The sequence below is a fragment of the Hydrogenophaga sp. 70-12 genome, assembly GCF_001897365.1.
In the GTDB taxonomy this organism is placed as follows: domain Bacteria; phylum Pseudomonadota; class Gammaproteobacteria; order Burkholderiales; family Burkholderiaceae_C; genus Hydrogenophaga; species Hydrogenophaga borbori.
Genome location: NZ_MKSS01000235.1, coordinates 1 through 10,116, shown reverse-complemented (window position 1 = coordinate 10,116; position 10,116 = coordinate 1). Strand labels below are relative to the sequence as shown.

Here is a 10,116-nt window from a genome sequence, read left to right as displayed (position 1 = left end):
AGCACGAAGCGCTCGAGCAGGGCGCGGCCCTGCACCGTGTGCGTGACCTCGGGGTGGAACTGCACGCCATAGAAGCGGCGCGCCTCGTCGGCCATGCCGGCGATGGGGCAACTGGGCGTGCTGGCCATGAGCTTGAAGCCAGGCGGCAGCTCGGTCACCTTGTCGCCGTGGCTCATCCAGACCTTGAGCATGCCGTGGCCTTCGGGCGTGGTGAAGTCGGCGATGTCCTTCAGCAGCGCGGTGTGGCCCCGCGCGCGCACCTCGGCGTAACCGAACTCGCGGGTGTGGGAGCCCTCGACCTTGCCACCCAGCTGCTGCGCCATGGTCTGCATGCCGTAGCAGATGCCCAGCACCGGAACGCCCAGTTCGTAGACGGCCTCGGGCGCCTTGTCGTCCACCTCGTACACGCTGGCGTGGCTGCCCGAGAGCACCACGCCCTTCAGGCGCCCGTCGGCGGCGAACCCGCGCACCCAGTCGCTGCTGACGTCGCAGGGGTGCACCTCGCAGTAGACGTGCGCCTCGCGGATGCGGCGCGCGATGAGCTGGGTGACCTGGGAGCCGAAGTCGAGGATGAGGATCTTGTCGTGCTGCATGGTGGTCGGTGAACGTCAAAAAAAGAGACGGGCCGTCTCGAAAGACGACCCGTTGAGCAAGAGGCCACCCCTTCCAGGGCACCGCGGAACTGGCTTTGCCAGGCCGCAGGTGCCGCCCCCTGGGGGGTGACGCCGCAGGCGGCGCGGGGGATCAATCGGCTCGGTAGTTGGGCGCTTCCTTGGTGATCTGCACGTCGTGCACATGGCTCTCGCGCATGCCCGCGGCCGTGATCTGCACGAACTCGGCGCGGTCCTTCATCTCCTGGATGGTGGCGCAGCCGCAGTAGCCCATGCTGGCGCGCACGCCGCCCGCGAGCTGGAACAGGATGGACACCACCGAGCCCTTGTAGGGCACGCGGCCTTCGATGCCTTCGGGCACCAGCTTGTCGGCGTTGGGGTTGCCGGTGCTGCTTTCCTGGAAGTAGCGGTCGGCGCTGCCCTGCTGCATGGCGCCGATGGAGCCCATGCCGCGGTAGCTCTTGTAGCTGCGGCCCTGGTAGAGGATGACCTCGCCCGGCGCCTCTTCGGTGCCGGCGAACATGCCGCCCATCATCACGGTGCTGGCGCCGGCCGCGATGGCCTTGGCGATGTCGCCGCTGTAGCGGATGCCGCCGTCGGCGATGAGCGGGATGCCGCTGCCGCGCAGCGCGGTGGCCACGCTGTCCACGGCCATGATCTGCGGCACACCCACGCCGGCCACGATGCGGGTGGTGCAGATGGAGCCCGGGCCGATGCCGACCTTGACCGCGTCGGCGCCGGCCTCGGCCAGGGCCAGCGCGGCCGCGCCGGTGGCGATGTTGCCGCCGACCACGTCCACCTGCGGGTAGTTCTGCTTGACCCAGCGCACGCGCTCGATCACGCCGCGGCTGTGGCCGTGCGCGGTGTCCACCACGATGGCGTCCACACCGGCCTTGACCAGGGCCTCGACACGCTCCTCGGTGCCCTCGCCCACGCCCACCGCCGCGCCCACGCGCAGGCGGCCGGCGGCGTCTCGCGCGGCGTTGGGGAAGTTGAGCTGCTTGGTGATGTCCTTGACCGTGATCAGGCCCTTGAGCTCGAAGGCCTCGTTGACGACCAGCAGGCGCTCGAGCTTGTGCTTGTTGAGCAGGGCCTTGGCGGCGTCGGGGGTGGTGCCCTCGGGCACGGTGATCAGGCGCTCGCGCGGGGTCATGATCTCGCGCACCGGCAACTCGTAGCGGGTCTCGAAGCGCAGGTCGCGCCCGGTGACGATGCCCACCACCTTGCCCGCGTCCACCACGGGGAAGCCGGAAACGCCCAGCTCGTCGGAGAGCTTCATCACCTGGCGCACCGTGGTGTCGGGCGGGATGACCACCGGGTCGCGCAGCACGCCGCTTTCGTAGCGCTTGACCTTGGCCACTTGGGCGGCCTGCTCGGTGGCCGTGAGGTTCTTGTGGATGATGCCCATGCCACCCTCCTGGGCGATGGCGATCGCCAGGCGGGCCTCGGTGACGGTGTCCATGGCGGCGGACACGAGCGGCAGGTTGAGCTGGATGTTGCGGGAGAAACGGGTGGCCAGCGAGGTGTCCTTGGGCAGGACCTGGGAGTACGCGGGCACCAGCAAAACGTCGTCGAAGGTGAGCGCGTTGCCGAGGAGGCGCATGAGGGAGACTCCAAAAAGCGGATTGTAAACGTGGCCCCCTGGTCGCCCGTCCGGCGCCGGGCCGGTGCCGTCCGTTGCCTGAGGGCATCGCTTCGGCGGCCGCGGGGGGCCGGGCGCGGCACCCCGGACATACACTGGCCGAATGCCGAACACCCCCTTCGCTCCCCTCGCCCTGCGCTCGCTGGCCGCCCTGGCACTCACCGCCGCGATGGCGGCGCCGGCCCTGGCCCAGTGGCAATGGATCGACAACGCCGGCCGCAAGGTCTACAGCGACACCGCGCCGCCAGCGGGCACGCCCGACAAGAACATCCTCAAGCGCCCCGCCGCCGCCGGGCCCATGTCCGCGTCACCGGCCCACCCCCCGGCGCCCGCCGCCGCCTCGCCGGCCGCCCCGGGTGAGGCCGCCGCGCCGCTCGTGCCCCAGGCCCCGGGCGTCGACAAGGAACTCGAGGCGCGCAAAAGGGAGGCGGAGGCCGCCGAGGCCGCCAAGAAAAAGCAGGAGGCCGAAAAACTGGCGCGCGCCCGGGCCGAGAACTGTCAGCGCGCCAAGACGGCCAAGACCACGCTCGATTCGGGCCAGCGCCTGGCCACCACCAACGCCAAGGGCGAACGCGAGATCATGGACGATGCGCGCCGGGCCAGCGAGGCCCAGCGCCTGCAGCAGATCATCGCCAGCGACTGCGGGCCGCTGCCGCAGTAGCAGCCTCGGTAACGGACCTCAGTACCCGGCCTTGCTGTTCGGCCGGCGTTTCGAGAACAGACCGGCGCCGCGGGCGCCCTGCCCCGCGAAGCGCTCGCGCCGCGCCACCTTGGGGTCCACGCGCAGGGCTCGCAGCAGCTCCAGGCGGTCGCCCTCCCGCAAGACCTGGTCGGGCTCGCAGCGGCGGCCCCAGACGGCCAGGCTCAAGCCATCACCCAAGCCATCAGCCAGCGATGCCGTTTCGGGAAACTGCATCAGCCAGCCTGCCGCGCGCAAGGCGTCCCGGGCGCTGGCGCCGTCGGGCAGGTCCACCTCGGCCTGGTGCACCGTGCGCGGCGCGCTCGCGTACAGCAGGGTCACGCGCATGGTTCAGGCGGTGCCGTAGACCTGGTCGGCGCGCTTGACGAAGGCGTCCACCAGGTTGCCCGCGATGCGGTCGAACACCGGCCCCACCACCGCGGCCAGGGCGCCGCTGGAAAAGCCGTAGCGCAGGGTGAACTCGACCTTGCAGGCGCGCTGCGAGCCGTCGCCCAGGGGCAGGAACTTCCAGACCCCGTCGAGCTGGGAGAAGGGGCCATCGACCAGCGCCATGTGGACCTCGCGGTCCGGCACGTGGGTGTTGCGGGTGGTGAAGCCCTGCTGCAGGCCGCCGATGGACATGCCCACGCGGGCCACCATGCCCTCGGGCGTGCGCTCGATCACGTCGGCGCGGTCGCACCAGGGCAGGAACTGGGGGTAGTGCTGCACATCGGTGACCAGCGCGAACATCTCGTGGGCGCTGTGCCACAACAGCACGGACTTGTGAATGGTTTTCATACAATCGCCGGTCCCGCGCGGGCACCACGCCCGCGGGCGCCGCGACAGGGCCTCGGCGATTCTAGTGTCGCCCCCGCCCTTGCCGCCCGGGCTTTCGCCCCCACCTCCCACCCATGTCCACCAGTCAACACCAGCCCAGCGACAGCCGCATCGCCGACAACAAGAAGGCGCTGTTCAACTACGCCATCGAGGAACGCTTCGAGGCGGGCATGGTGCTGCAGGGCTGGGAAGTGAAGGCCCTGCGCGAAGGCAAGGTCCAGCTCACCGATGGCTACGTGGTCATCCGCGACGGCGAGCTCTTCCTCATCGGCTGCCAGATCAACCCCCTGCGCACCGCCAGCACGCACGTGAGCGCCGAGTCCGCGCGCACCAAGAAACTGCTGCTGCACAAGGCGCAGATCCATCGCCTGATCGGCAAGGTCGAACAGAAGGGCTTCGCCCTGGTGCCGCTGAACCTGCACTGGAAAGGCGGTCGCGTGAAGTGCGAGATCGCCCTGGGCAAGGGCAAGGGCGAGCACGACAAGCGCAACACCATCAAGGACCGCGAGGGCAAACGTGAGGTGGAGCGGGCGATGAAAGAGCAAAAGCGCTGATTTTTTTCCGCGTGCGGGAATAAACCGCCCGCGCCCGGCGTTGACTCCAGTGCAGGACGCCCCGTCCTGCACCACCATCCACCCTGGAGAACGCGCCATGAAATCGCTGATGTCCCTCGCCCTGGTCACCGCCCTGCTCGGCGGCTGCGCCTCGATGGCTGCCCCCGCCGCACCGGCCAAGATGGCCGACGGCGTGCTCGTCGGCCCCAACCAGATGACGCTCTACACCTTCGACCGCGACGCGACGGGCAGCGGCAAGTCGGTCTGCAACGGGCCCTGCGCTGCCAACTGGCCGCCGTTCATGGCCGGCGCCAGCGACAAGGCCGCCGGCGACTACAGCATCGTCACCCGCGACGACGGCGCCAAGCAATGGGCCTTCAAGGGCAAGCCCCTGTACTACTGGGTGCGCGACACCAAGCCCGGCGACAAGACCGGCGACGGTTTCAACAACGTCTGGCGCGCCGCCAAGCCCTGAGGCCGCTCGCGCACGGGTCGCCGCCGCCCATGAACCCGCCCGAGCTGATCGCCCAGATCCCCGCGCTGCGCCGCTACGCGCGGGCCCTCACCGGCGACGCCTGGGCCGCCGACGACCTGGTGCAGGACACGCTGGAGCGCGCCTGCGGCAAGTGGCGGCTGTGGGTCGTGGGCACCGACCTGCGGGCCTGGCTGTTCACGCTCATGCACAACCTGCACGTGAGCGGCGTGCGACAGCAGCTGAGGCGCTCGGCCGCCTTCACACCGGTCGACGTGGACGAGGTAGCGGACGAATTGGCCGCGCCCGACGCCGCGCAAGACCTGGCGCTGGACCTGCAGCGCTGCCTGCTGCAACTGTCCGAGGAGCAGCGCGCCGTGCTGCTGCTGGTGAGCCTGGAGGACATGAGCTACGAGCAGGTGGCCCGCATCACCGACACCCCCATCGGCACGGTCATGTCGCGCCTGTCGCGCGCTCGCGCGCGCCTGCAGGCCCTGTTGGACGCGCCGGCCCGGGGCGCGGCCAGCGCCCCACCTTCCCCGCACCTGAAGCGGCTGAAATGACGCCGCCCCCGCCGCCATGGACAAGCCCCCTTCCCATCCCCCGCTGAGCGACGCCGAGATCAACGCTCTGCTCGACGGGCAGCTCGGTGAGGCCGAGCGCGCCGCCCTCGACCAGCGCCTAGCGCACGACGCCGCCGCGCGCGCCCGCCTGGACGCCTGGCGCGCGCAGCGCGAGGCGATCCGCGGCCTGCACCGCGGGCTGCTCGACGAACCGCTGCCCCCCGCCCTGCTGGACGCCGCCCAGCGCATGGGCGAGGCCCGCCAGCGAGGCGAGCGCTGGTGGCGCTGGGGTGGCATGGCCGCCGGCGTGCTGCTGGCCTTTGGCGCGGGCTGGCTCGCCCACGGCCAGTGGCGCGCGCCGGCCGAGGCCCGTCTGGCCGCGCGCGGCCCGGCCACCGCCCTGCCCGCCTTCGCGCACGACGCGGCCCTGGCGCACGCCGTCTACTCGCCCGAGAAGCGCCACCCCGTGGAGGTGGCCGCCGCCGAGCAGGAACACCTGGTGCAGTGGCTCTCGCGCCGCACCGGTCGGCCCTTGAAGGTGCCCGATCTGCAGGCCCAAGGCTACGCCCTGGTGGGCGGGCGGCTGCTGCCGGGCGAGGCCGGCGCACGCGCCCAGTTCATGTTCCAGAACGCCGGCGGTCAGCGCGTGACCCTGTACCTGGGGGCGGTGGACCCGGCCTCGGCGGCCGCGCCCGCCGGCCGCGAAACCGCCTTCCGCTTCGCGCCGGACGGTCCGGTGCCGGGCTTCTACTGGGTGGACCAGGGCTTCGGTTACGCGCTCAGCGGCCCGCTGCCGCGCGAGGCGCTGATGGCGCTGGCCGAGGCGGTGTACCGCCAGCTCTGAAGCCGCCGGCTGTTTCGCCGCCGGCCGCCCCAAGGCGACACGCGCCCCCTCGGCAGGCAGCGACCCGCGCAGCGGCGGCGCGGGGCGTCAGTTGTTCTGCGCCAGCTGCTCCAGGATCGCCGGGTTCTCCAGCGTGGAGATGTCCTGCGTGATCGCCTCGCCCTTGGCCACGGCGCGCAGCAGGCGGCGCATGATCTTGCCGCTGCGTGTCTTGGGCAGGTTGTCGCCGAAGCGGATGTCCTTGGGCTTGGCGATCGGGCCGATTTCCTTGCCCACCCAATCGCGCAGCTCCTTGGCGATGGCCTTGGCCTCGTCACCCGTGGGGCGGGCGCGCTTGAGCACCACAAAGGCCACGATGGCCTCGCCGGTCACGTCGTCGGGGCGGCCCACCACGGCGGCCTCGGCCACCATGTCCGTCTTGGCCACCAGGGCCGATTCGATCTCCATGGTGCCCATGCGGTGGCCCGAGACGTTGAGCACGTCGTCGATGCGGCCCGTGATGCGGAAGTAGCCGCGGTCGGCGCTGCGCACCGCGCCGTCGCCGGCCAGGTAGTAGCCCTTGAGCTCCGGCGGGAAGTAGCTCTTCTTGAAGCGCTCCGGGTCGCCCCAGATGGTGCGGATCATCGAAGGCCAGGGCTTCTTGATGACCAGGATGCCGCCCGCGCCGTTGGGCACGTCGTGGCCCGCCTCGTCCACGATGGCGGCGGCTATGCCCGGCAGCGGCAGCGTGCAGGAGCCCGGCACCAGCGGCGTGGCGCCCGGCAGCGGCGTGATCACGTGGCCGCCGGTCTCGGTCTGCCAGAAGGTGTCCACGATGGGGCAGCGCTCATGGCCGACGTTCCGGAAGTACCACATCCAGGCCTCGGGGTTGATGGGCTCGCCCACCGAGCCCAGCAGGCGCAGGCTGTCCAGGTTCCAGTTCTTCGGGTGCACCTTCTCGTCGCCTTCGGCCGCCTTGATGAGCGAGCGGATCGCCGTGGGCGCGGTGTAGAAGATGCTGACCTTGTGCTTCTCGATCATCTGCCAGAAGCGCCCCGCGTGCGGGTAGGTGGGCACGCCCTCGAACACCAGCTGCGTGGCGCCGGCGGCCAGGGGGCCATAGGCCACGTAGGTGTGGCCGGTGATCCAGCCGATGTCGGCCGTGCACCAGAACAGGTCCTCGGGCCGCAGGTCGAAGGTCCAGAGCATGGTGAGCCGCGCCCACAGCAGGAAGCCCGCGGTGCTGTGCTGCACGCCCTTGGGCTTGCCCGTGGAGCCGGAGGTGTAGAGCACGAACAGCGGATGCTCGGCGCCGACGAACACCGGCGGGCAGTCGGTCCCCTGGCCGGCGATGGCCTCGGCCCAGGTGATGTCGCGGCCCGCCACCATGTGGCAGGCCGTGGGGGTGCGCTGCAGGGTGATGACGGTCTTGATCGACTCGCAGCCGCCCATGGCGATGCCTTCGTCGACGATGGCCTTGAGCGGCAGCTCCTTGCCGCCGCGCATCTGGTAGTTGGCGGTGACGACGGCCACCGCGCCGGCGTCCTGGATGCGCTCCTGCAGGGCCTTGGCCGAGAAGCCGCCGAACACCACGCTGTGCGTGGCGCCGATGCGCGCGCAGGCCTGCATGGCCACCACGCCCTCGATGGTCATGGGCATGTAGATGATGACGCGATCGCCCGGCTTGACGCCCCGGGCCTTGAGCGCGTTGGCGAACTGCGAGACCTTGGCCAGCAGCTCCTTGTAGGTGACGCGGGTCACCGCGCCGTCGTCGGCCTCGAAGACGATCGCCGTCTTGTTCTCCACCGGCGTGCCCATGTGGCGGTCCAGGCAGTTGTGGGAGGCGTTGAGCTGACCGTCCTGGAACCACTTGTAGAAGGGCTTGTCGCTGGCGTCCAGGGTCTGGGTGAAGGGCTTGTGCCAGGCCAGGTGCTCCCTGGCCAGTCGGGCCCAGAAGGCCTCGGGGTCCTTGTCGGCCTCGGCGCACAGGGCTTCATAGGCCTTCATGCCCGAGACACGGGCGGCGGCGACGGTGGCGGCGCTGGGCTCGAACACCCGGTTCTCGACCAGGACGGATTCGATCGACGACGAAGGCGATGACATGGCGGGTGTCTCCTCGACTGTTGTGCTGGAAAACGGGGCCGGCGGCACTGTGCGCAAAGGCACTTACGGCCAACTGACACGGGGCGAGGCTTCTACAATAACCGACGCCTGCGGCTGCCCATTCGGTGCGCCGCTTTTTTTGGCCCCGACACACCATGACCGACCCCCTCAAAGCCGCCCGCCCGATCCGGCCCCTGCCCAACCTGATCTTTGCCAGCCGCTGGCTGCAGCTGCCGCTGTACATCGGTCTGATCGCCGCGCAGGCCATCTACGTCTACCACTTCTGGGTGGAACTGGTGCACCTCATCGAAGCCGCCTTCGGCAGCGAGATCGCCTTGCAGAAGCTGGTCAGCAGCATCGGCTACAAGAGCGACGTGGTGCCGACCAGCCTGAACGAGACCATCATCATGCTGGTGGTGCTGGCGCTGATCGACGTGGTGATGATCTCCAACCTGCTGATCATGGTGATCGTGGGGGGCTACGAGACCTTCGTCAGCCGCATGAACCTGGAAGACCACCCCGACCAGCCGGAGTGGCTGAGCCACGTGAACGCCAGCGTGCTGAAGGTGAAGCTGGCCACGGCCATCATCGGCATCAGCTCCATCCACCTGCTCAAGACCTTCATCAACGCCGGCAACTACGAGGTCAAGGTGCTGATGTGGCAAACGCTCATCCACATCGCCTTCCTGTTCAGCGCCCTGGCCATCGCGCTGGCCGACCGGCTGATGTCCGCGCCCTCGCAGGACCACTGAGCCTGGCGCGCGGCGCGCGCCCTCAGTGCAGGGCCCGGTAGATCGCATCGGCCAGATCGGCCGAGATGCCTTCCACCGTGGCCAGGTCCTCCACGCTGGCCGAGGCCACGCCGCGCACCCCGCCAAAGCGCTGCAGCAGGCGCGCGCGCTTCTTGGGGCCCACGCCCGGGATGTCTTCGAGCTGACTCGCCCCCACCCGCACCTTGGCGCGCTGCGCGCGCATGCCGGTGATGGCGAAACGGTGCGCCTCGTCGCGGATCTGCGCGATCAGCATCAGCGCCGCCGAGTCGTGCCCCAGGTAGACCTTGGCACGGCCGTCGGCGAAGACCAGTTCCTCCAGGCCCACCTTGCGGCCCTCGCCTTTCTCCACGCCGACGATGCTGCCCAGGTCCAGCCCGAGCTGCTGGAACACCTCGCGCGCCACGCCCACCTGGCCCTTGCCGCCGTCGATGAGCACGATGTCCGGCAGGCGCGGTCCGGTGGCCGGCATGTCCTTGCCCGAGTCCTTGGGGGCTGAAGGTGTGGCCGGTGTGTCCTCCACCGCCGATGGCGGCGGCTCGGCCCCGCCATCGGGCCCGGCGGCCACCGCCACCTCCGTGCCCGGCGGCAGCGCGGCCTCGCCCGCCTCGGCCTTCAGCGCCTCCGCGATGCGGCCGTAGCGGCGCGTCAGCACCTGGCGCATGGCGGCGTAGTCGTCGCCGGGCGTGATGCCATCGATGTTGTAGCGCCGGTACTGACTGTTCTGCAGCTTGTGGCCCTCGAACACCACGCAGGAGGCCTGCGTGGATTCACCCGCCGTGTGCGAAATGTCGAAGCACTCGATGCGCAGCGCCTCCAGATCGTCGTCGGGCAGTTGCAGGGCCTCGGCCAGGGCGCGCGTGCGGGCCTGCTGGCTGCCCTCCTCGGCCAACAGCCGCGCCAGCGCGATGCCCGCGTTCTTCTGCGCCATCTCCAGCCAGGCGCGGCGGTGCTCACGGGGCTGGTGCACCGCGTGCACCTTCTGGCCGGTCTGCTCGCTCAGCGCGTCCAGCAGCGGCCGGCCCACGGGCTGGCTGGTCACCAGCACCGGCGGCATGGGCG

General features: G+C 70.4%; 12 protein-coding genes. 6 read left to right on the top strand and 6 right to left on the bottom strand.

The window, feature by feature from the left end:
• Nucleotides 1-593 (bottom strand): glutamine-hydrolyzing GMP synthase (gene guaA / locus BGO22_RS13550; protein WP_286851283.1); only part of this gene is annotated, 593 nt, incomplete at its 3' end.
• A gap of 151 nt (nucleotides 594-744) precedes the next feature.
• Nucleotides 745-2,214 carry an IMP dehydrogenase gene (gene guaB, locus BGO22_RS13545; protein WP_070398503.1) on the bottom strand — a complete coding sequence of 490 codons (1,470 nt, stop codon included), beginning with the start codon at nucleotides 2,212-2,214 and terminating at the stop codon, nucleotides 745-747.
• A 142-nt stretch (nucleotides 2,215-2,356) separates the two neighbouring features.
• Between guaB and BGO22_RS13540 the strand changes: the two genes are divergently transcribed.
• On the top strand, nucleotides 2,357-2,914 hold the full coding sequence (locus BGO22_RS13540) for a DUF4124 domain-containing protein (protein ID WP_286851281.1): 558 nt from the start codon (nucleotides 2,357-2,359) through the stop codon (nucleotides 2,912-2,914).
• A gap of 18 nt (nucleotides 2,915-2,932) precedes the next feature.
• Here the strand turns inward: BGO22_RS13540 and BGO22_RS13535 are convergent, their stop codons facing one another.
• Together BGO22_RS13535 and BGO22_RS13530 are read right to left on the bottom strand one after the other, a co-directional pair.
• Nucleotides 2,933-3,280 (bottom strand): RnfH family protein, encoded by a 348-nt coding sequence (locus tag BGO22_RS13535; RefSeq protein WP_070398504.1) that lies wholly within the window; start codon nucleotides 3,278-3,280, stop codon nucleotides 2,933-2,935.
• Between the two features lie 3 nt (nucleotides 3,281-3,283).
• Nucleotides 3,284-3,730 (bottom strand): type II toxin-antitoxin system RatA family toxin, encoded by a 447-nt coding sequence (locus BGO22_RS13530; protein WP_070398505.1) that lies wholly within the window; start codon nucleotides 3,728-3,730, stop codon nucleotides 3,284-3,286.
• Nucleotides 3,731-3,843: 113 nt separating this feature from the next.
• Between BGO22_RS13530 and smpB the strand changes: the two genes are divergently transcribed.
• From smpB to BGO22_RS13510, 4 genes are all read left to right on the top strand, one after another.
• Entirely contained in the window at nucleotides 3,844-4,323 is a 480-nt protein-coding gene (gene smpB, locus BGO22_RS13525) for an SsrA-binding protein SmpB (protein WP_070398506.1), read from the top strand.
• A gap of 97 nt (nucleotides 4,324-4,420) precedes the next feature.
• On the top strand, nucleotides 4,421-4,798 hold the full coding sequence (locus BGO22_RS13520) for a COG4315 family predicted lipoprotein (protein WP_070398507.1): 378 nt from the start codon (nucleotides 4,421-4,423) through the stop codon (nucleotides 4,796-4,798).
• Between the two features lie 29 nt (nucleotides 4,799-4,827).
• Complete coding sequence (locus tag BGO22_RS13515; RefSeq protein WP_070398508.1) at nucleotides 4,828-5,358, top strand: RNA polymerase sigma factor; 531 nt, start codon at nucleotides 4,828-4,830, stop codon at nucleotides 5,356-5,358.
• Nucleotides 5,359-5,374: 16 nt separating this feature from the next.
• The gene (locus tag BGO22_RS13510) at nucleotides 5,375-6,202 is read left to right on the top strand and encodes an anti-sigma factor family protein (RefSeq protein ID WP_070398509.1); all 828 of its coding nucleotides are present in this window, start codon (nucleotides 5,375-5,377) and stop codon (nucleotides 6,200-6,202) included.
• An 87-nt stretch (nucleotides 6,203-6,289) separates the two neighbouring features.
• On the opposite strand, the gene acs is transcribed toward BGO22_RS13510, so the two are convergent.
• Nucleotides 6,290-8,284, bottom strand: a complete 1,995-nt coding sequence (gene acs / locus BGO22_RS13505; protein ID WP_070398510.1) for an acetate--CoA ligase — start codon at nucleotides 8,282-8,284, stop codon at nucleotides 6,290-6,292.
• 155 nt (nucleotides 8,285-8,439) lie between these two features.
• Between acs and BGO22_RS13500 the strand changes: the two genes are divergently transcribed.
• Nucleotides 8,440-9,036, top strand: coding sequence for a YqhA family protein (locus BGO22_RS13500; protein ID WP_070398511.1), 597 nt, complete (start codon nucleotides 8,440-8,442; stop codon nucleotides 9,034-9,036).
• 22 nt (nucleotides 9,037-9,058) lie between these two features.
• Here BGO22_RS13500 and BGO22_RS13495 read toward each other — a convergent pair.
• Nucleotides 9,059-10,116, bottom strand: a 1,058-nt coding sequence (locus BGO22_RS13495; RefSeq protein WP_286851276.1) for a helix-hairpin-helix domain-containing protein, incomplete at its 5' end; no start/stop codon positions are given.

Coding starts and splice junctions, on each gene's coding strand:
- guaB (WP_070398503.1), bottom strand. CDS start 2,214: ATGCGCCTCCTCGGCAACGCGCTCACCTTCGACGACGTTTTGCTGGTG.
- BGO22_RS13540 (WP_286851281.1), top strand. CDS start 2,357: ATGCCGAACACCCCCTTCGCTCCCCTCGCCCTGCGCTCGCTGGCCGCC.
- BGO22_RS13535 (WP_070398504.1), bottom strand. CDS start 3,280: ATGCGCGTGACCCTGCTGTACGCGAGCGCGCCGCGCACGGTGCACCAG.
- BGO22_RS13530 (WP_070398505.1), bottom strand. CDS start 3,730: ATGAAAACCATTCACAAGTCCGTGCTGTTGTGGCACAGCGCCCACGAG.
- smpB (WP_070398506.1), top strand. CDS start 3,844: ATGTCCACCAGTCAACACCAGCCCAGCGACAGCCGCATCGCCGACAAC.
- BGO22_RS13520 (WP_070398507.1), top strand. CDS start 4,421: ATGAAATCGCTGATGTCCCTCGCCCTGGTCACCGCCCTGCTCGGCGGC.
- BGO22_RS13515 (WP_070398508.1), top strand. CDS start 4,828: ATGAACCCGCCCGAGCTGATCGCCCAGATCCCCGCGCTGCGCCGCTAC.
- BGO22_RS13510 (WP_070398509.1), top strand. CDS start 5,375: ATGGACAAGCCCCCTTCCCATCCCCCGCTGAGCGACGCCGAGATCAAC.
- acs (WP_070398510.1), bottom strand. CDS start 8,284: ATGTCATCGCCTTCGTCGTCGATCGAATCCGTCCTGGTCGAGAACCGG.
- BGO22_RS13500 (WP_070398511.1), top strand. CDS start 8,440: ATGACCGACCCCCTCAAAGCCGCCCGCCCGATCCGGCCCCTGCCCAAC.